The organism is Catenuloplanes indicus, from assembly GCF_030813715.1.
GTDB classification, from domain to species: Bacteria; Actinomycetota; Actinomycetes; order Mycobacteriales; family Micromonosporaceae; genus Catenuloplanes; species Catenuloplanes indicus.
In genome coordinates this window covers 8428962-8449150 of the sequence record NZ_JAUSUZ010000001.1, presented here as the reverse complement: position 1 = coordinate 8449150, position 20189 = coordinate 8428962, and the positions used below count along the sequence as shown (strand labels likewise).

Here is a 20189-nt window from a genome sequence, read left to right as displayed (position 1 = left end):
TCAGCGCGCCCCGGTCAGCACGGTGTCGTCGGCGAACGCGCCGTCCCGCATGCCGATCACCCGGTCCGCGACCGCGGCGATCCGGGCGTCGTGGGTGACCACGACGAGCGTCTGACCGGCCGCACGCAGCTCGTCGAAGATCCGCAGTACGTCCAGCGTGGCCGCGCTGTCCAGGTTGCCGGTCGGCTCGTCGGCGAGCACGATCCGCGGCGAGTTGCTGAGTGCCCGCGCGATCGCGACGCGCTGCCGCTGACCGCCGGACAGCTCGGCCGGCAGGTGCCCGGCCCGGTCGGCCAGCCCGAACCGGTCGAGCAGGTGCAGTGCGCGGCGGCGCGCAGGGCCGGGCGCGGTGCCCGCCAGCAGCGCGGCCATCTCCACGTTCTCCACCGCGGTGAGTTCGTCCATCAGGTGGAAGGACTGGAAGACCAGGCCGATGTGGTGGCGGCGCAGCTTGGCCAGCGCGCGTTCGCTCAGCCGGTCGATGCGCTGCCCGGCCACCCACAGCTCGCCCGCGGTCGGGCGTTGCAGGCCGCCGAGCAGGTGCAGCAGCGTGGACTTGCCGCAGCCGCTGGGACCCATGATCGCTACGGACTGGCCCGCCGGCACGTCGAGGTCGATCTCGTCGACCGCGCGGACCAGCGAGTCGTTCCAGCCGTACCGCTTGGTCAGGCCACGGGCCCGCAACGCCATCATGATCTCCGTCCGGTCCACGTGCGCTCGCACGCCGCCAGCCACTCCAGGTCCGCCCGCAGTCGCAGCACCACGCCCTCCAGCAGCAGCGCCGCCACCGGGTCGACCGCGCGGTCGAGCGCGGCCCGCTGCGCCTCCCGGATGCGGCGCAGCACCTCGCGCCGCTGCGCGTCGACCAGGTCGACCGGGTCGGCCAGCCGGGCCGCCGCCGCGGCGACCAATTTGAGGTGGAACTCGGTGATGTCCGGCCGGGGCCAGGTCACCTCGCTCAGCCAGTCGGAGACGCGCTGCTGCCCGGCCGGTGTCAGGTGGTGGACGCGGCGGTCGGGGCGGTCCGGCAGGCCCTCGTCGTGCTCGGCGACGACCAGCCCGGCCCGGGCCAGCCGGGCGAGCGTGACGTAGACCTGGCCGCCGTTCATCGACTCGCCGAGCGGCCCGAGTGCGTCCCGCAGCCGGGCACGCAACTCGTACCCGTGCACGGGTTCCTTGGCCAGCATCGCCAGAAGGACGTCCTGCATGCCGTAATAGATAACGGTTAGCCATTGATGCTGTCAACCCGGGCCGGGCGGCGTCACGGCCGGGACCCTAGGGCGTGTTTGGTGGATCCCGACGGCCTGCGGCGCGGTCCACCAAACACGCCCTAGCGGTAGAACGGGTCCGGCGGGTCGGCGGACGGTGGGCGGGCCAGGGGCAGCGCGCCGAGAGCGCGGCCGAGTTGGGCGCCGGCCGACTCGGTGGCGCGGCCGACCGGGATCGGTGGGATGGTCAGCGGCTCCGGCGAGACCAGCAGCATCGCGGGCGTGGGGAAGTTGCGGTCGCCGACCACGGCGACGGAGCCGAGCACGGCCTCGGTCGGCGCGGGCATCTCGATGCGGTGCCACTCGTCCGGGTGCGGCGCCGGGCGCACCGTGTGCCGGCCGGTCGCGCCGCCGAGCCACGCGATGGACGCGATCACCAGGGGTACGCCGCCGTCCGGGGCCTCCGTGGTGGCCTTGAGCCGCAGCCAGGGAGCGTCCACCTCGCACAGCACCCGCCACCAGGTCAGGCCGCGGCTGGTCGCGGACGCCACGTACGCATAGAGGCGGTCCGGGATCGGCGGCGTCAGCACGGCGGGCTCGGGCGGCACGGGTGCGGCCACGGTCGGGCCGACGTCGGCGAACGCGCGCAGCAGCGGGCTCGGGTCCGGCACCCGCACGCGCACGTCCGGCACCGCGGGCGCGAGCGCGTCCGGGTGGCGGCGGACCAGGTCGCGCAGCACGCCGGCGAGCGCGGGGTGCCGGGCGGCCGCGCTGGTCAGCAGCGCCAGCATCCGTACCCGCTGATGGTGTGTCGCCCGCGGCACGAACAGCGCGAGGTCGGCGGCGCGCACCGCGGCACCGGCCGGCAGCAGCGCACGGACCACCAGTTCCTCCGCGATCAGCGCGGGCCGGACCGGCCGCCAGTGCGCGCCGCGCTCGGCCGGGTAGAGCTCGGACAGCCACGCGTCCACGTCGCCGGTGCCGTTGTGGCTGCCCAGCAGCGTGCGGGCCTCGTCCGGGGAGGACGCGCCGAACAGCGTGGCGACCGCGACGAGCCGCGCGCGGGCGGCCCGGTTCGGTGTGATCCGGTGCTTGTCCGCGACCCGGTTCAGGTAGCGGTCCTCGTGCCGCAGCAGCGCGGCGAGCGGGTCGTGGTAGTAGCGGCCGGCGTCCGGCAGCGGGCGGCCGATCGCCCAGAGCAGCGCCGCGGCCTGCAACGTCAGCGCGTGCCCGAACGCGGGCAGCGCCTCGGTCATCGGCCGCGGCGACTGCTCGACCACGGCCGTGTACGGGCGGCCCGGCATGCCCCGGTCGAAGACCTCGGCGAACGCACGGGCGGCCCGGCGCTGCTCGGCCGCGCGCATCGCCGGATCGGGGTAGAGCGGGCCGAGCGCGAGCGTACGGATGCCGGCCAGCCGGATGCGGTCGCTGAGCCCGAGCATCCATGATCCGGCGGTCCTGGCCAGCAGCAGCGCGCGGATCCGGGCGCGGCGGCCCATCGCCAGCCGGTCCAGCACCTCGGCCAGCAGCGCGGGCGGCCGGGACTCCGCGTCGTCCACGATGATCAGTGTGGGCGCGGTCGGGCCGTCCACCGCGTCCAGTCCGGAGATCAGCCGCCGCAGGTCACCGGCGACGCCGCCGAGCCAGCCCTGCGCGCGCAACCGGGTGAGCAGCTCCGCCGCGAGCCGCGTCTTGCCCTCGCCGGACGGCGCGTGCATCAACAGGTGGACGGTGCGGTCCTCGGCGTTGCACCACGCGGTCAGCTCGCGGATCTCCCGCACCCTGCCGCGGAACGGCACGACCGCGGCCTCGGCCGTGAGCAGCGGCGGGTACGGCCCCTCGGCCGCGCGGGCCACCACCCGGTCCGGGCCGGCGTACGGATCGATCAGCGCGTGCGCCAGCTCGACCGGCTCGGACACCACGGGCCGCTTCGTGAACCGGCCGACCGGACGGGAGAACGTCCGGTCGCGCAGCAGCCGCCAGACCGGGGTGAGCGTGAGCGAGCGCCGCCCCGGCCGGTACGCGTCGTCGGTGATCACGCCGAGCAGCAGCCCACCGGCCAGGACCGGTGCACCGGCCAGGTTCGGCGGCAGCGGGTCTGCGTCGAGCTCCAGCTGGTAAAGGTTGTCGGAGACGCGGACCCGGCCGGGGATGGCGACCGGCACGTCGCTCTCGTCCTCCTCCGGGTGCTCGACCGGCGGCTCCGGCTCGCCGTCCGGCGGCCGCAGCGCCTCGAGGGCGCGCAACGCGGAGATCGGATCCGGCGGGCCGGTCACGATCCGCGCCTGCCGGGTCGGCCCGGCCCAGGCCGGCCGCGGCTCATGGCCCCGGGGCCGGGCGGTCCCGATCGGCCGGACGTTGTCACCGGCCGCGCGCGGGCGCGGCTCGGGCGGAGTGCGCGGCTCGGGCGGAGTGCGCGGCTCGGGCACGGCCGGGTCCGGGCTGACCAGGGCCAGCGCGGTGACCTCCAGCTCGGTGCCGGAGGACAGGATCCGCCCGAACCGGGCCGGTGGCAGCCGGGTCTCCCCGGCCGCGCCCGGCACCTCGACCAGCGCCACCTCCATCACCGGGTCCGACCAGATCAACCGCCCCGGCGTGGACCGCACATGGTCCGGGTAGCCCTCCACCTCGACCGCGTCGTCCAGCCGGCCCGGATGGTGCTCCGCGGTCAGCACGAGCCCGTCCGCGATCACGTAACCGAGCGGCCGGTCGGCGGCCCCGACGACACGGACGAGACGACTGGGCTCCGCCACTAGAGACCTGCTCCCTGACGGAACATTCCACCGTGGACGTCTTCCTGAGCCGCCACTCGTCCTCCCGTCCGTCCGCTCACCACATTGTGATCCACCGGACCACGTTTCGCGCCCTGGACACAAGGGACGGTTCGGCTGAACTCGGCGTACGGACGGTCGCCGGAGGCCGGCCCGGAGACCTCGGCCCGCCGCCCGGCCGCTGGTCACTGTCCCGGGCCGCTTCCGGCCGTGGCGGCGGCCCGGCGAACACCGGTGGACCGCCTGTCCCTCAGCGGCCGCGGCGGCGGCCGGTGAGCGCGCGGGTGGTGAGCGCGCGGGTGGTGAGGGCGCGGGTGGTGAGCCAGGTGGCGGCGAGCGTGGTGGCGGCGAGGATCACGAGGTTGACGTTGACCGCCGGGTGGAAGCGGACCCGCCCGTCGCGGATGCTGTAGGCCCCGACCGGGACCGCGCCCATCCCCCACCCGCCACCGTCGCCCTCGCGATGCGCCGCCGTACCGTCGGGGGAACTGTCGGCGCGGCCGGTGCCGGCGCCGAAGCCGCCGCCGATCAACGCGACCGGCACCAGCGTGACGCCGTCACGCTCGATCGGCTCGCCGAAGGCGCGGCGGACCGTCATCGCGTCCCGCGCCGACGACATGATCTCGTAGATGTCCGGTGCCATGCATGCCTCCGCGCATCGTGGGAAGGGCCGGCGCCCAAGCGCGGTACGCACTGTACGGCACATCGCATCGAAGAAGCAGGAAAACCTCAGGCCAGAGGCACGACCTCCGGCACGCCGAGCCGGGTCGCGTCCGCGGTCTCGTCGTCCGGTTCCTCCTGGGAGGCGCGCTCGGCCGCGACGCGCGCCTCGTAGTGCGAGATCTCGCGGCGTTTCTGCTCGCCGGTCCAGCCCAGGGGCGCGGCCATCAGGTCGGCCACCTCCGGCAGCGCCGCGAGGCCACGGTCGAACGTCTCGATGCTGATCCGGGTGCGGCGGGTGAGCACGTCCTCGATGTGCCGCGCGCCCTCGAACGTGACGGCGTAGACGACCTCCGCGCGCAGGTAGTCGTCGGCGCCGTCGAGCGGCCGCCGGAGATCGGGGGCGGAAGCGATCAGCGCCAGCACCTCGTGGATCAGCGACCCGTACCGGCCGAGCAGGTGTTCGATCCGCGCGACGTGCAGGCCGGACGCGGCGGCCAGCCGGTGTCGCTGGTTCCACAGTGCCGCATAGCCCTCGGCACCGGCCAGCGGCACCCGCGCGGTCACCGACCGGGGTATCGCGCCGCCGAGGTTGTGCGCGGCCGCGTTCACCGCGTCCGCGGCCATCACCCGGTACGTCGTGTACTTCCCGCCGGCCACCACGACCAGCCCGGGCTGCGGCGACGCGACCGTGTGCTCGCGGGACAGCTGCGACGTGGACTCCGACTCGCCGTGCAGCAGCGGCCGCAGCCCGGCGTAGACGCCCTCCACGTCGGCTCGGGTCAGCGGCGTGACCAGTACCCGGTTGACCTCTGACAGCAGGTAGTCGATGTCCTTACGGGACGCGGCCGGGTGCGCCTTGCCGAGCTTCCAGTCGCTGTCCGTAGTACCGATGATCCAGTGCCGGCCCCACGGGATCACGAACAGCACCGAGGTCGCGGTGCGCAGGATCAGCCCGGTGCTGGACTGGATCCGGTCCCGCGGCACCACCAGGTGGATTCCCTTGGACGCGCGCACGTGGAACTGGCCGCGCTCGCCCACCAGGCTCTGCGTCTCGTCGGTCCACACGCCGGTCGCGTTGATCACCTGCCGGGCGCGGACGTCGAACGTCCGGTCGTACTCCAGGTCGTGCACGCGCACGCCGGTCACCCGCGCACCCTCGCGCAGGAAGCCGACCACCCGGGTGCGGGACGCGACGTGCGCGCCGTACGCGGCCGCGGTCCGGACCAGGAACAGCGTGTGCCGCGCATCGTCGATCTGCGCGTCGGAGTACTGCAGCGCGCCGACCAGCGCGTCCTTCTTCAGCGCCGCGCACGCGCGCAGCGCCTGCCGCCGGGTCAGGTGCCGGTGCGGCGGCAGCCCGCCGCGCCGCGCCAGCACGTCGTAGAGCAGCACCCCGGCGCCCGCGTAGGCGCGTTCCCAGGCGCGGTGCCGCAGCGGGTAGAGGAACCGCACCGGCCGCGCCAGGTGCGGGGCCAGCACGGACAGGATCAGGCCGCGTTCCCGCAGCGCCTCCCGGACCAGCCCGAAGTCGAGCATCTCGAGGTACCGCAGCCCGCCGTGGATCAGTTTGCTGGACCGGCTGGACGTGCCGCTGGCCCAGTCGCGCGCCTCGACCAGGCCGACGCTCAGTCCGCGGGTGACCGCGTCGAGCGCGCTCCCGGCGCCGACCACGCCGCCGCCGATCACCACGACGTCCAGCTCGCGGTCGGCCATCGCGTCGAGTGCGGCCGCGCGGCCGGTGGGTGACAGATCCGACATGCCGGTTACCACCAATCAAGATCAAAATCTTGCCAGGGTACGTCGCCGTCCGCCCCACGCGGCACTTCGAGTGCCACGCGCCCCGTGCCGGTCCCGGGGCGGATCACGATCGGAGCCGCCCCGGGATCGACGGCGCTCAGTCCACGTCTACCCAGCCGAGCGTCCGTTCCACGGCCTTCTTCCACCGGCCGTAGCCGGCCTCGCGCCGGTCCGCGTCCCAGTTCGGCGTCCAGCGCTGCGACTCGTTCCAGTTCGCGCGCAGCTCGTTGGTGTCCTTCCAGAAGCCGACCGCGAGCCCGGCCGCGTAGGCCGCACCGAGCGCCGTGGTCTCCGCGACCACCGGCCGGCTGACCGGCACGCCGAGCACGTCCGCCTGGAGCTGCATGCAGAGGTTGTTCGCGGTGACGCCGCCGTCCACCTTGAGCACGTCCAGCGTGACGCCGGAGTCCTCGCGCATCGCCTCGACCACGTCCCGGCTCTGGTAGCAGATGGACTCCAGCGTGGCGCGGGCGATGTGCGCGTTCGTGTTGTAGCGGGACAGGCCGACGATCGCACCGCGCGCGTCCGACCGCCAGTACGGCGCGAACAGCCCGGAGAACGCGGGCACGAAGTAGACGCCGCCGGAGTCCTCGACCTGCGCCGCGAGCGACTCGCTCTCCGCCGCGTTGCCGATGATCCGCAGCTGGTCGCGCAGCCACTGCACGGCCGAGCCGGTCACCGCGATCGAGCCCTCCAGCGCGTAGACCGGCGCGGCGTCGCCGAGCTGGTACGCGACCGTGGTGAGCAGCCCGTTGCTCGACCGGACCAGTTCCGTGCCGGTGTTGAGCAGCATGAAGTTGCCCGTACCGTAGGTGTTCTTGGCCTCGCCGACGCTGAAGCACACCTGCCCGACCGTGGCCGCCTGCTGGTCGCCGAGGTCGCCGGTGATCGGTACCTCGCCGCCGAGCGGCCCGGCGACCCGGCAGACGCCGTATCCGGACGCGTCGGACGACGGCCTGATCTCCGGCAGCATCGCCCGCGGAATGCCGAAGAACGACAGCAGCTCGTCGTCCCACTGCAGCGTCTCGAGGTTCATCAGCATGGTCCGGGACGCGTTCGTGACGTCCGTGACGTGCTTACCGCCGTCCACCCCGCCGGTGAGGTTCCACAGCAGCCAGGAGTCGGTGTTGCCGAAGATCGCGTCGCCGCGCTCGGCCGCCTCGCGCACCCCGTCGACGTTCTCCAGGATCCACTGGATCTTGCCGCCGGAGAAGTAGGTGGCCGGTGGCAGGCCCGCCTTCTGCCGGATCACGTCGCCGCGGCCGTCCCGGTCCAGCGCGGACGCGATCCGGTCGGTGCGGGTGTCCTGCCAGACGATCGCGTTGTAGTACGGCCGGCCGGTGCGCCGGTCCCAGACCACGGTGGTCTCGCGCTGGTTGGTGATGCCGAGCGCGGCCAGGTCGGTCGCGCCGAGGTTGAGCTTGCCCATCGCGGTCCGGGCGACCGCGACCGTGCGCTCCCAGATCTCGATCGGGTTGTGCTCGACCCACCCGGCCTGCGGCAGGATCTGCTCGTGTTCCAGCTGGTGCCGGCCGACCTCGTTGCCGCCGTGGTCGAAGATCATGAACCGGGTGCTGGTCGTGCCCTGGTCTATCGCGCCGACGAAGTCAGCCATGGGTGCCCCTTCTTCTCACGCGCGGAGGCGTACCCCCGCAGACGAATGTGATCTTCACACGGCCGTGCGCTGCCTCGGGACGTCCGGCTCGGCCACCGGCTCCGGTTGCGCCGGCAGGAACCGGCCGATCAGCGCCTGGTAGAGCCCGGCACCGAGCACGCCGCCGAGCAGCGGCCCGACGATCGGTATCCAGAAGTACGGATACCCGTTCTGATCCCGGAACGCGTCCTCGTAGCCGGTCAGGAACGACGCCAGCCGCGGGCCGAGGTCACGGGCCGGGTTGATCGCGTAGCCCGCGTCGGTGCCCCAGGCCATGCCGATCGCGACCACGATCAGGCCGACCACGAACGGTGCCAGGTTCGCGCCCGGCGGCGTGTTCAGCACGTCCGTCACGGCCAGGATCAGGAACAGCAGGATCGCGGTGCCGATGATCTGGTCCCGGAACGCGCCCCACTCGCCGACCGGCAGCGCGCCGTTGCCCGGCAGCGTGGAGAACACGCCCTGCGACTTGATCGTCAGGCCCGGGTCGAACGCGTTGAGCACCTCCGTATAGTTCCAGCGCACGATCAGCGCCGCGACGAACGCGCCGAGCAGCTGGGCCAGCGCGTACGGTGCCACCTTTCGCCACGCGAAGCCCTTGAAGACCGCGAGCGCGACCGTGACCGCCGGGTTGAGGTGCGCGCCGCTGATTCGGCCGGCCACGTAGACGCCGAGCGTGACGCCCAGGCCCCACGCCCAGGCGATGCTGTCGTGGTCGCCGATCCCGCCCGCGACGACCTGTGCGACGACGCCGCACCCGAACAGAATGAGGATCAACGTCCCGGCGAACTCCGCGGCCAGCTCGCCGGTCAGACCACCGGGGATTCTGAATCGCTGTGCCATCTTGCCTCCATGGTTACGGAGTGATTGCACTGTCGTTACCAGCCCTGACGCTATGGACGGTCAACATTGATCGTCAACGAACCCGGTTCGGCATTGTCGAACGGCGGATTTCGATGCAGTCTGGGTGCATGCCAGGTCCGGTGCAGTCGATCGAGCGGGCGGCCGCGATGCTGCGCCTGCTCGCGCACAGCCACGGCCGCCTCGGCATCGTGGAGATCGCCCGGTCGCTGGACCTGGCCAAGAGCACCACCCACGGGATCATCCGCACGCTCCAGCGGGTCGGCTTCGTCGAGCAGGACGAGACCGGGAAATACCGGCTCGGCGCCGCGCTGCTGCACCTCGGCACGTCCTACCTGGACGTCAACGAGCTGCGCTCCCGCTCGATCAACTGGGCGGACCCGCTGGCCGCGCGCAGCGGCGAGGCGGTCCGGATCGGCACCGTCCTGGACGGGCGGGTGCTGGTCGTGCACCACGTGTTCCGCCCGGACGACTCGCTCCAGACGCTCGATGTGGGGTCGTTGCTGCCGCTGCATGCCACTGCGCTGGGAAAGGTGCTGCTGGCGTACGACTCGACGGCTTTTGCTTCTTTGCGCACCCTGGAGCCGTTCACCCGGCGTACGCTCACCGACCGCCGCGACCTCGCCCGCGAGCTGGTCACGGTGCGCGACTCCGGGTTCGCCGCCGAGGCCGGTGAGCTCGCGCCCGGCGAGGCCTCGCTGGCCGCGCCGATCCGGGCGCACGGCGGTCTGGTCGTCGGCGCGATCGGCATCTCCGGCGCCGTCGACCGGCTGTGCTCCGCGTCGCTGCGGCCCGACGCCCGGCTCATCGGCTACGTACGGGACGCGGCCCGTGCCGTGTCCCGGGACCTGGGGTCGCGATGAGAACGTCCGAGCGCTATGTGGTCGCGATCGACCAGGGCACCACCTCCACCCGCTGCATCGTCTTCGACCGCCGCGGCCGGCTGCACGCGGTCGCCCAGCAGGAACACCACCAGCACTACCCGCGCCCCGGCTGGGTCGAGCACGACGCGATGGAGATCTGGCAGCACGTGCGGCGGACGGCCGCGTCCGCGCTCGCCTCCGCCGGGATCACGCTGGACCAGGTCGCCGCGCTCGGCATCACGAACCAGCGCGAGACCACGGTGCTCTGGGACCGGCACACCGGCCGCCCGGTCGCGCGCGCGATCGTCTGGCAGGACACCCGTACGGACGAGCTGGTCAACGCGCTCGCCGCGACGCCGGGCGCGGAGAGCGTGCCGAAACGCAGCGGGCTGCCGCTGGCCACCTACTTCTCCGCGCCGCGGATCCGCTGGCTGCTCGACCACACGCCGGGCCTGCGGGAGCGCGCGGTCAACGGCGACGTGCTGTTCGGCACCATGGAGACCTGGCTGATCTGGAACCTGACCGGCGGCGCCGTCTTCTGCACGGACGTGACGAACGCGTCCCGTACCCTCCTGATGGATCTTCGCTCGTTGTCCTGGGACGACGAGCTGCTGTCCTTCTTCGGCATCCCGCGCCGCATGCTGCCGGAGATCCGGCCGTCGGCCGGAGTGCTCGGCACCGCCACCGAGGTGTTCGCCGGGGTGCCGATCGCGGCCGCGCTCGGCGACCAGCAGGCCGCGCTGTTCGGCCAGACCTGCTTCACGCCCGGCGAGGCGAAGTGCACCTACGGCACCGGCAGCTTCCTGCTGCTGCACACCGGCCTGGAACCGGTCGCGTCCACGCACGGGTTGCTCAGCACGGTCGCCTACCAGATCGACGGTGCGCCACCCGCGTACGCGCTGGAGGGCTCGATCGCGGTCACCGGCTCGCTGGTGCAGTGGTTCCGCGACCAGCTCGGCCTGATCACCACCGCGCCGGAGATCGAGACGCTGGCCCGGACCGTGCGCGACAACGGCGGCTGCTACATCGTGCCCGCGTTCTCCGGCCTCTACGCGCCGCACTGGCGCAGCTCCGCGCGCGGCGTCATCGTGGGCCTGACCAGCTACATCACCAAGGGCCACCTGGCCCGCGCGGTGCTGGAGGCGACCGGCTGGCAGACCCGTGAGGTGGTCGACGCGATGAACGCCGACTCCGGCCTGGCGCTCAGCACGCTCAAGGTCGACGGCGGCATGACCGCCGACAACCTGCTGATGCAGTTCGTCGCGGACGTGCTGGACGTGCCGGTGGTCCGCCCGATGGTCGCGGAGACCGTCTCGCTCGGCGCCGCCTACGCCGCCGGCCTCGCGGTCGGTTACTGGCCCGACCTCGCCGCGCTCCGCGACCTGTGGCACCGCGCCGGCCAGTGGCTCCCCGACATGGACCCGGCGCTGCGCACCACCGAGTACGCCAACTGGCAGCGCGCGGTCGCGCACACCTTCGACTGGATCCAGCCACCCACCTGAGCCGGTAGACGCGCTCGCCGTGGACGACCTGATCGCGCTCGACACGACGCTGCGCGCGGCCGCACCCGGCCTCGCGCACCTCCGCCACGTGCGGGAGACGTTGCTGCAGCAGGCCTGCACGCCCGCGTTCTGAAGCGATCCGGCCCACGCCCGTCGCGTCACGGCCCGATTGGTCACGCTCACCGCCGCGCTTGACGCGGCCACCGACGCACGCCGCCGCGTGACCGACGCGCTCCAGCTCGCCGCGCTGTCCCTCGAGGAGCCCGGCGGAACCATCTTCGGCGATCTCGCCGCGGAAGTGGAAACCCTCGCCGCCGCGGTCCGCGTCGCCCGTGCCCACGCCCACCTCACCGGCCCGCTCGACCACCGCGCGGCCGTCCTGCGCGTCCACGCCGACGACGAGACCTGGGCGGACGTGCTGACCACGATGTACCTGACCTGGTCCGCCGCTGCCACGACGCGCCCCGGACCGACGCGCCGGTGCCGGGCCGGCACGGCCGGATCAGCGTCATCACGACGCCGTACACCTACGGCACCCTGCGCCGTGAGACCGGCCTCCACCGCCGCCACACCGGTGCCGCCGCCGTGGTCGAGGTCCTGCCGCTGGCCGACGGCGAGCACGGTCCGCCGGCGGACCACGAGATCCGGGTCGATCTCCACTGCACCCGTACCCGCACCACCGCGTTCACGCTGTGGCACCTGCCGACCGGCACGTCCGTGCACGTCCGTGCACGTCGTGGCGGAGCGGGATCTCGCCGTCCACACCCGGACGGCCCGTGCGCTGCTGCGGTCGCTGGTCGCGGCCGGGCCGCAGCCGCCACCGGCGCTCGTCCGCCACTACGACGCCGCCGCGGCGTACGCCATCGGCCACGCGCCGCACGGCTCACCGGACGACCTGATCACCGCCCGGCTTCTCGATCATCCGTAAGGACCGCGGGCGGGCTCCCTTTGTGATCGATCAACATTGCCACCCCGGTCGCCCTGCCGGACATATCCGTCAGCTTTCCGGAAAAAGCACTGGCCCGCCTACCCAACCATTGCATCTGAACAATTAATAAGTTTGTTCACCCAATAGTGTCAGCAACTCGCGCATATCCACCATGGATGCACATCAATCCAGGTCAGAGCCGTTCAAAGATTGTCGATCACAAATAGGGTTGACGCTTTGACGACACTGGACGGGCCCTCGAAAACATCGACCAATGGTACGGTCAGAGACGCAACACGGGGGGATTACGTGATCCCCGCATCCCGTTATCAGGCGCGGCTGCGGTGGGTTCAGCACCGCAGCCGCAGGTTCCCGATCTCTAGGAGGATCTGTGGAAACCAAGTCCATCGTACGCGCGGTGAAACGCGCGGGCATCGTGGCGTTCGGCGCCGCCATGGTCACGGCCGGCCTCGCCGCGCCCGCCCTGGCGGACCGGGACGGTGTCTGGCACACCGGCGAGTTCGCCGTGTGGCAGGACAGCGGCTTCAGCGGTCGCATCTACGACCGGGCCCTCAGCCAGGAGGGCAACTACGGCCCGCTGTACTTCGTCAACAGCAACGTCCACGTCGGCGACCAGGCCAGCTCCACGGCGAACGGCCGGACCGTGCGCATCTACGCCTACGAGCACTCGTGGTGCGGCGGCGCGTCCGTGACCCACCTGCCGTACGGGCAGTCCAGCGGCAGTGTCGGTTACGCCTACACCACGCTCGGCTGGGCCAACGACCGGCTGAGCTCGCACTCCAGCGCCACGTCCTGCTGATCACCGCAGCACCGAGTCCGGCCGGGCGGCGCGGGTCGCCCGGCCGGCACCTGGGGAAGGAGGATTCCCATGCGCCGTACCATCGGGCTGGTCCTCGCCGGGGTGGCCGCGCTGGCATCGCTCGGGTGCGAGGGGCGGGCGGCCGACGACCGGGGTGAGCCGGCGGTGGCGTCCATCCCGGCCGTTCGCCACGCGAGCGAGCTGGTGCTGCCGCTCGATCCGTACCTGGTGTTCGTCACGTCCTGGCAGGTGCCGGACCGGGCGATCAACATGCTGGGCCGGCAGTGCATGCAGCGCTTCGGCCTGGACTGGCCGGTGATCGAAGGTGTCCCGCCGGACGGGACCGTCATCCACGCCCGCCGTTACGGGCTGTTCGACCCGGACCATGCCACCGCCTACGGCTACCACCCGGCACCCCGGCCGGACGGTGAGTGGCAGGCCCGGCAGGAGCGGGAGCCGACGCCGGAGGAAGCCGCGCTCTGGGCCGGCAAGGGCGAGACCCAGATCGCCGGGCAGGCCGTGCCGGCGGGTGGTTGCGCCGGTGAGGCGATGCGCCGGCTGAGCCAGGGCGGACCGGAGGCTCCGATGATCAACCCGGAGCAGATGGCGAACGCGGACCACGATCGTGCCGAGCGGGATTCCCGGGTGCAGGCCGCGTTCGGCCGGTGGAGCGCCTGCATGCGCGACCGCGGCTTCCACTACGGCGTGCCGATGGACGCCGGCGACGACGCGCGCTGGCAGAGCGAGACGGTGAGCGCGGCCGAGCTGGAGACCGCGAAGGCCGACGTCGCCTGCAAACAGGAGGCGAACGTGGTCGGTACCTGGTTCGCGGTCGAGTCGGCCTATCAGCGCCGCACCATCGAGGACAACGCACAGCAGCTCAGCGAGCTGCGGAAGCACTACGACACCCTGCTCAGAAACGCTGCGAAGGTGGTATCCGGACAGTGATCACGCGCCGAAACCGTACCCTGATGATCCTGCCGTTCGCGGCGCTGGCCGCACTGCTGCTGGCCGGCTGCCCGTCGAGCGGCGACACCAGCCCGGAGGAGATCCAGCGAAACCCGCCGGCGGTGTCGACACCGACCCCCGCGGCCACATGAGCGACGAGCCGACGCCGATCGTCCGGCGGCGGCGGATCACGCTGGTGCTCGCCGCCGCCTGCGCGGTGCTGTCCACCACCGGGCTGCTCGCGTCGACGCTGGTCAAGTCGCCGCAGCAGCTGCTGGCGGACAGTTCACCGCCGCCGGGGACGCAGCTCACCGCGGTGGTCGAGAAACGCGTGCTGACCAGCACCGTGGTGGCGCGCGGCACGGTCGAGGCGAGCGCCCGGCTGGAGATCACGCCGACCGCGGCCGAGGGTGCGGGCACGCTCGTGCTCACCGCCGCGCGGGTCAAGGCCGGTGCCGAGGTCACCGCCGGGCAGGTGCTGCTGGCCGTCTCCGGCCGGCCGCTGATCGTGCTGAAGGGCGCGGTCCCGGCGTACCGTGACCTCAAGCCCGGCGACACCGGGGCGGACGTCACGCAGCTACAGAGGGCGCTCCGCGACCTGCGGCACTACCGGGGCGGTGACGCGGAGGGCACGTTCGGCGACGCCACCGAGGACGCGGTCCGCCGGCTCTACCAGCAGGCCGGGTACGACGTGCCGGACACCGGGGGGCCGGGCGGGCGCACCGACCGGCCCGCGCTCGCCGAGGCCGCCGCCGCGGTCGACGCCGCGCGCGCCGAGGTGGCCGCGATGCGCCGCCGGATCAAGGACGGCCCGCCGGCCGCGACCGGCGAGGCACCGCTGAGCGAGCAACTCGCCCGGCTGGAGGGCCGGCTCGCGGACGCCGAGGCCGCCGAGGCCGACCTGATCGCCACCACCGGCCCGATGGTGCCGCTGGACGAGGTCGCGTTCGTGCCCGAGCTGCCCGCCCGCGTCGCCACGTTCACCGCGCGCGTCGGCGACCCGGTCGAGGCGCCGCTGCTCGTGCTGTCGTCCGGCGCGCTGCGCGTCGGCGTGCGCCTGCGGCCCGAGCAGGCCGGCCTGATCCGCGCCGACCAGGCCGCGGCGCTGCGCGCGGACTCGCTCGGCCAAAACGCGGACGCGACCGTGACCAGCGTCGGCGAGCTCACCACCGATCCGCCGCCGGCCGGTGGCGAGGCGGGCGGCGCGGGCGACCAGGGCGGCGGGCCGTACCACCCGGTGCTGATCACGCCGCGCAAGCCGCTGCCCGCGCAGTGGGCCGGGCAGGACGTGCGGGTGACGATCACGGCTGCGCAGACCGACGGGGAGGTGCTGGTCGTGCCGTTGTCCGCGGTGTCCGCCGGTGCGGACGGGCGCACCACGGTCTCCACGGTGGACGCGGCCGGCACGGTCACCCGGGTCGAGGTGCGGGCCGGCGCGTCCGGCGACGGGTTCGTAGCCGTGTCCCCGGCCGGCGGCGAGCTGGCCGCGGGCGACCGGGTCGTGGTGTCCGCGCCGTGACCGCGCCGGTGATCCGGTTCCGCGGCGTCGGCCTCACCTATCCGGGCCCGCCGCCGGTGACCGCGCTGCACCCGGCAGACCTGACCGTCGCGCCCGGCGAGTACCTGACCGTGGTCGGCCCGTCCGGCTCCGGCAAGTCGTCGCTGCTCAACGTGGCCGGGCTGCTGGACCGGCCGACCGAGGGCGGCTACGAACTGGACGGCATCGACGTCGGCGCGCTGCGTGAGTCGGCCCGCACCGCGCTGCGCGGGCGGCGGATCGGGTTCGTGTTCCAGTCGTTCCACCTGCTGCCGTACCGGACCGCGACCGAGAACGTGGCGCTGGCCCAGCTCTACGCGGCCGTGCCCCGGCGGCGCCGGCTGGCGGCGGCCCGGGACGCGCTCGACCGGGTCGGGCTCGCCCACCGGCGGGACGCGCTGCCGATCACGCTCTCCGGCGGTGAACGGCAGCGGGTGGCGATCGCCCGCGCACTGGTGCACGAGCCGAGCCTGCTGCTGTGCGACGAGCCGACCGGCAACCTGGACTCCGCGACCGCCGGCACCGTGCTCGACCTGCTGGACGCGCTGCACGCCGCCGGGATCACGCTGGTGGTGATCACCCATGATCCGGCCGTGGCCGCACGCGGCGCCCGGACCGTGACGATCCGCGACGGGGTGCTGAGCGATGACTGACCGCTCCCGGCTCGCGGTGCCGGACCTGTTCGGCGAGGCGCTGGCCGGCATGCTGCAGCGGCCCGGCCGGTCCACGCTGACCGCGCTCGGCACCGTGCTCGGCATAGCCGCGTTCGTGGCCGTGCTCGGCCTGACCGCGACCGCCGGCGGGCAGATCGACCGCCGGTTCACCGAGCTGGCCGTGACCGAGGTGACGGTCAAGGACGCCGGCGGCGCCGACCCGCTGGACACCGCGTTCTCGTTCCCGGACGACGCGACGGCGCGCGCGGCCGCGATCGCCGGGGTCAGCGCGGCCGGTCTGCACTGGACCGTACCGCTGCGCACCCCGGCGATCGCGGCCGTGCCCGGCACGCCGGGCCGGGCCGGTCAGGGCCTCGGCCTGGTGGCCGCGGAACCGTCCGCGCTCACCGCGATGCGCCCGGCGCTGCGGCTCGGGCGGCTGTTCGACGCGTTCCACGACCGGCGCGGCGAACGAGTCGCGGTGCTCGGCGCGGCCGCCGCGGCCCGGCTCGGCGTCACCCGGCTGGACGGGCACCCGGCCGTGTTCGTCGACGACGTGCCGTACACCGTGCTCGGCGTGATCGACGACCTGCAACGCCGCGCCGACCTGCTGCTGTCCGTGATCATCCCGGCCGGTACGGCGATGAAGGCCTACGGCCCGCCGACCGACCCGCGCGCCGAGATGATCGTCGAGACCCGGCCCGGTGCCGCCGCCGTGGTCGCCGGCCAGCTCCCGGTCGCGCTCCGCCCGGACGCGCCGGAACGCTTCACCGTGCTGGCCCCGCCCGACCCGCAGTCGCTGCGCGGCGGCATCTCCTCCGACCTGGACACGCTGTTCCTGCTGCTGGCCACGGTCTGCCTGGTGATCGGCGCGGTCGGCATCGCGAACACCACGCTGGTCGCGGTCCTGGAACGCACCGGCGAGATCGGCCTGCGCCGCGCGCTCGGCGCCCGCCCGGTCCACATCGCCGGCCAGTTCCTCGCCGAGTCCACCGCGCTCGGTCTGCTCGGCGGCCTGGTCGGCGGCAGCATCGGCGTCGCCGTGGTGGTCCTGACCGCGCTCGCCCGCGACTGGACCGCCGTGCTCGCCCCGTGGACCGTCGCGATCACCCCCGCCGCCGGTGCGCTGATCGGCCTGCTCGCCGGCCTCTACCCGGCGCTGCGCGCGGCCCGCATCGAACCGGTCGAAGCCCTCCGCCGCTGACTCACCCGGCGGCCGGGCCGGATCGGCATGGCCCCAGCCCGGTGCGGCCGTCGCGCGGCGCACCCGCCTCACGACGATCCCTACCTGGTGGACGGTCCTCTGATCGCGGTGGGCTCCCGTTTTCCCCCGTTGCGGGAGCCCGCCGTCCGGACCGGCTTCCCGGCCGAGTCCCGCGGCACCGCGTCCAGCAACCGCGTCACCACCCACGCGTCCAGCGGCGGCGAGTAGAACATCGGCTCCTCACCCGCACACGCCCGGGTGAGGAGCCCGGCGACCGCGGCCGGACGGCAAGGCCCTAGCGGTCCAGTGCGGAGCGCGACGTCGTCAGAAAGGCACCGCGCAGCTCGTCGAGCTCGCCGTACAGGTCGTCCAGCGACGGCACGCCGTCCCACACCGCGCGGTTGATCCGCTCGAAGTACGCGCGCGCCGCCGCGTACACCTCCGCCGGATACAGCACCTGGAGCATGCGCTCGGCCACCCAGAGACGGTGCATGACCTCCTGCGCCGCGACCGGCCACGGCTCGCCGGTGGACCAGTCGTCCGGCCGTTCGAACGCGACCCGTTCCGCCTCCGCCGCCACCGCGACGAACCGCTCCAGGTGCGACAGCCGCTCGGCGCGACGGTTCTCCGCCCGCTCGGACTCCAGCCGGCGCTGCTCGGCCCGCGCGGTCATCCGCAGTGTGGTGTGCTGCACCAGATAGGACAGTCCTCCACCGAGCAGCACCCCGCCGAGCGAGGTGATCGCGGTGAGCATCTCGCCGGCCACCGGGATACCGTACCGCGGTGACCGTACGTGACTTCGACGACAACGACTGGCCCGGCGTCTGGCGGATCATCCGCGACGTGGTGACCGCCCAGGAGACCTTCCCGTACGACCCGCACATGACCGAGCCGCAGGCCCGGGCCATGTGGATCGAGTCGCCGCCCGGCCTGACCGTGGTCGCGGCCGAGCACGGCCGGGTGCTCGGCACCGCGAAGATGGGCCCGAACCGGCCCGGCCCCGGCGCCCACGTCTCCACCGCGAGCTTCATGGTCGCCCCGGACGCGCGTGGCCGCGGCATCGGCACCGCGCTGTGCACGTTCGCGCTCACCTGGGCCCGCACCCACGGCTACGCCGCCATGCAGTTCAACGCGGTCGTCGAGTCCAACCACGCCGCCGTCCACCTCTACCGCAACCAGGGCTTCGACGTCCTCGCCACCGTCCCCCGCGCCTTCACCCACCCCACCCTCGGCCGCGTCGGCCTTCACCTCATGTACCAGGAGTTCTGACCTCGGGCCGCACCCGCGAAAAGCGCTCTTCCCGCTTCCGGCGTGGTCCCGTCCCGCGCGCACCGGTCGTCGCCGGCGCTCCTTCCTGCGAGTCGCCGTGGCAGGAACGAACCCGGCCACCGACGCCGCGCCGCGGGCCGGCGGGACGGCGGTGATCGCGTGGGGTTCTCCCGGCACCGCGCGCAACCGGCTCCGACGCCGGCCGGCAACCGGAGCGCCAGCGGAGCCTTGCCGTCCGGCGAGGTGCGGCCCGCTCCGACGGCCCACTCCGGAAGCCGGACGATGATCCGAACGGACCGGTGGCCGGACTCCGGTGCGGGCACGTCCCGCCACCGGAGTCCGGCCTCGCCGGTGGTGCGGTCAGGGGAAGATGACCTGAACCGGGGTGGTGCGGCGGAGCGTGGTGCCGTCGCCGAGCTGACCGCTGCCGTTGTTGCCCCAGCACCACAGCGTGCCGTCGGTGCGGACGCCGCAGCCGTGGTAGCCGACCGCGAGCGGGCCGGTCCAGGTGGTGGCCGTGCCGACGCGGGCCGGGGTCTTGCGGTGCGTGGTGGTGCCGTCGGCGAGCTGGCCCTGGCCGTTGTGGCCCCAGCACCACAGGCTGCCGTCGGTGCGGGACGCGCAGGTGGTGTCGAAGCCGACCGTGACCGAGGCCCAGGTGCTGCCGGTGACCTGGAGCGGCGCGGTCTGGTAGGGCACGTCCGCGCCGAGCTGACCGTAGCCGTTCTCGCCCCAGCACCACAGGCTGCCGTCGGTACGGGTCGCGCAGGTGAACGTGTATCCGGCGGTCACGCCGGCCCAGTTGGCCGCGGTGCCGACCTGCGCGGGGCTGGTGCGGTAGCCGAGACTGCCGACGCCGAGCTGACCGCTGGAGCTGTCACCCCAGCACCACAGCGTCCGGTCGGTGCGGGTCGCGCAGGTGTGCGCGAACCCGGTGGTCACGGCGGCCCAGGTGGTCGCGGTGCCGACCCGCAGCGGCACGGTCGAGGTGTAGACGGACGCGCCCTGGCCCAGCTGGCTGTGCCGGTCGAAACCCCAGCACCAGAGCGAGCCGTCGGTACGGGTGGCGCACGTGTGGTTGTCGCCGGCGCTGACGCCGGCCCAGGTGGTGCCGGTGCCGACGCGTACCGGTGCGGTCCGGTTCGTGGTGGTGCCGTCGCCGAGCTGGCCGCGGAAGTTGTTGCCCCAGCACCACAGCGAGCCGTCGGTGCGGACCGCGCAGGTGTGCCCGGTGCCGCCGTCGGCCGTGGTCCACGAGCCGGCGATCGCGACCGGCTGGCTCCGCGCGGTCGTGGTGCCGTCGCCGACCTGGCCGCTGGAGTTGCTGCCCCAGCACCACAGCGACGCGTCGCCGCCGACCGCGCAGGTGTGCCCCCACCCGGTGGTGACGGTGGTGACGGTGGCCGGTGCCGCGGCACTGGCCGGTGCCGCCATGCCCAGGACGGCGACCGCCACCGCGACGACGATCGTCCACAGTGAACTGAATCGGTATTGCCTCATATGCTGAACTC

20 protein-coding genes are annotated in these 20189 nt (G+C 73.5%); 11 read left to right on the top strand and 9 right to left on the bottom strand.

Annotation, left to right across the window (positions count from 1 at the left end; genetic code table 11):
• From J2S42_RS37965 to J2S42_RS37935, 7 genes are all read right to left on the bottom strand, one after another.
• A complete protein-coding gene (locus tag J2S42_RS37965; protein WP_307247286.1) occupies nt 1–711 on the bottom strand; it encodes an ABC transporter ATP-binding protein in 711 nt (236 codons plus the stop codon).
• Nucleotides 690–1208 (bottom strand): PadR family transcriptional regulator, encoded by a 519-nt coding sequence (locus J2S42_RS37960; protein WP_307247284.1) that lies wholly within the window; start codon nt 1206–1208, stop codon nt 690–692. The genes J2S42_RS37965 and J2S42_RS37960 overlap by 22 nt, the downstream gene beginning before the upstream one ends.
• A gap of 122 nt (nt 1209–1330) precedes the next feature.
• Complete coding sequence (locus J2S42_RS37955; RefSeq protein ID WP_307247282.1) at nt 1331–3961, bottom strand: hypothetical protein; 2631 nt, start codon at nt 3959–3961, stop codon at nt 1331–1333.
• A 268-nt stretch (nt 3962–4229) separates the two neighbouring features.
• The gene (locus J2S42_RS37950) at nt 4230–4622 is read right to left on the bottom strand and encodes a spore germination protein GerW family protein (protein WP_307247279.1); all 393 of its coding nucleotides are present in this window, start codon (nt 4620–4622) and stop codon (nt 4230–4232) included.
• An 86-nt stretch (nt 4623–4708) separates the two neighbouring features.
• Nucleotides 4709–6400, bottom strand: coding sequence for a glycerol-3-phosphate dehydrogenase/oxidase (locus tag J2S42_RS37945; protein WP_307247277.1), 1692 nt, complete (start codon nt 6398–6400; stop codon nt 4709–4711).
• A gap of 136 nt (nt 6401–6536) precedes the next feature.
• Entirely contained in the window at nt 6537–8054 is a 1518-nt protein-coding gene (gene glpK, locus J2S42_RS37940) for a glycerol kinase GlpK (protein WP_307247275.1), read from the bottom strand.
• A gap of 54 nt (nt 8055–8108) precedes the next feature.
• Nucleotides 8109–8936 carry an MIP/aquaporin family protein gene (locus J2S42_RS37935; RefSeq protein WP_307247272.1) on the bottom strand — a complete coding sequence of 276 codons (828 nt, stop codon included), beginning with the start codon at nt 8934–8936 and terminating at the stop codon, nt 8109–8111.
• 128 nt (nt 8937–9064) lie between these two features.
• Here J2S42_RS37935 and J2S42_RS37930 point away from each other — a divergent pair, with 128 nt between their 5' ends.
• From J2S42_RS37930 to J2S42_RS37885, 10 genes are all read left to right on the top strand, one after another.
• Nucleotides 9065–9817 carry an IclR family transcriptional regulator gene (locus tag J2S42_RS37930; RefSeq protein WP_307247270.1) on the top strand — a complete coding sequence of 251 codons (753 nt, stop codon included), beginning with the start codon at nt 9065–9067 and terminating at the stop codon, nt 9815–9817.
• The gene (glpK, locus tag J2S42_RS37925) at nt 9814–11319 is read left to right on the top strand and encodes a glycerol kinase GlpK (RefSeq protein WP_307247268.1); all 1506 of its coding nucleotides are present in this window, start codon (nt 9814–9816) and stop codon (nt 11317–11319) included. The genes J2S42_RS37930 and glpK (J2S42_RS37925) overlap by 4 nt, the downstream gene beginning before the upstream one ends.
• Nucleotides 11320–11488: 169 nt before the next feature.
• Nucleotides 11489–12247, top strand: coding sequence for a hypothetical protein (locus tag J2S42_RS37920; protein WP_307247266.1), 759 nt, complete (start codon nt 11489–11491; stop codon nt 12245–12247).
• Nucleotides 12248–12638: 391 nt separating this feature from the next.
• Entirely contained in the window at nt 12639–13067 is a 429-nt protein-coding gene (locus J2S42_RS37915) for a hypothetical protein (RefSeq protein ID WP_307247264.1), read from the top strand.
• Nucleotides 13068–13136: 69 nt separating this feature from the next.
• On the top strand, nt 13137–14015 hold the full coding sequence (locus J2S42_RS37910) for a hypothetical protein (RefSeq protein WP_307247262.1): 879 nt from the start codon (nt 13137–13139) through the stop codon (nt 14013–14015).
• Nucleotides 14012–14167 carry a hypothetical protein gene (locus tag J2S42_RS37905; RefSeq protein WP_307247260.1) on the top strand — a complete coding sequence of 52 codons (156 nt, stop codon included), beginning with the start codon at nt 14012–14014 and terminating at the stop codon, nt 14165–14167. The genes J2S42_RS37910 and J2S42_RS37905 overlap by 4 nt, the downstream gene beginning before the upstream one ends.
• Entirely contained in the window at nt 14164–15534 is a 1371-nt protein-coding gene (locus J2S42_RS37900; protein WP_307247258.1) for a peptidoglycan-binding domain-containing protein, read from the top strand. The genes J2S42_RS37905 and J2S42_RS37900 overlap by 4 nt, the downstream gene beginning before the upstream one ends.
• Nucleotides 15531–16205: an ABC transporter ATP-binding protein gene (locus J2S42_RS37895; protein ID WP_307247256.1), complete on the top strand. Its 675-nt coding sequence runs from the start codon at nt 15531–15533 to the stop codon at nt 16203–16205. The genes J2S42_RS37900 and J2S42_RS37895 overlap by 4 nt, the downstream gene beginning before the upstream one ends.
• Nucleotides 16198–17409: an ABC transporter permease gene (locus J2S42_RS37890; protein WP_307247254.1), complete on the top strand. Its 1212-nt coding sequence runs from the start codon at nt 16198–16200 to the stop codon at nt 17407–17409. The genes J2S42_RS37895 and J2S42_RS37890 overlap by 8 nt, the downstream gene beginning before the upstream one ends.
• Nucleotides 17410–17496: 87 nt before the next feature.
• Nucleotides 17497–17637: a hypothetical protein gene (locus J2S42_RS37885; protein WP_307247252.1), complete on the top strand. Its 141-nt coding sequence runs from the start codon at nt 17497–17499 to the stop codon at nt 17635–17637.
• 67 nt (nt 17638–17704) lie between these two features.
• Here the strand turns inward: J2S42_RS37885 and J2S42_RS37880 are convergent, their stop codons facing one another.
• A complete protein-coding gene (locus tag J2S42_RS37880; protein ID WP_307247250.1) occupies nt 17705–18175 on the bottom strand; it encodes a hypothetical protein in 471 nt (156 codons plus the stop codon).
• A gap of 17 nt (nt 18176–18192) precedes the next feature.
• Here J2S42_RS37880 and J2S42_RS37875 point away from each other — a divergent pair, with 17 nt between their 5' ends.
• The gene (locus J2S42_RS37875; RefSeq protein ID WP_307247248.1) at nt 18193–18678 is read left to right on the top strand and encodes a GNAT family N-acetyltransferase; all 486 of its coding nucleotides are present in this window, start codon (nt 18193–18195) and stop codon (nt 18676–18678) included.
• A 360-nt stretch (nt 18679–19038) separates the two neighbouring features.
• On the opposite strand, the gene J2S42_RS37870 is transcribed toward J2S42_RS37875, so the two are convergent.
• The gene (locus J2S42_RS37870; RefSeq protein WP_370879343.1) at nt 19039–20178 is read right to left on the bottom strand and encodes an RCC1 domain-containing protein; all 1140 of its coding nucleotides are present in this window, start codon (nt 20176–20178) and stop codon (nt 19039–19041) included.
• Nucleotides 20179–20189 lie beyond the last annotated feature (11 nt).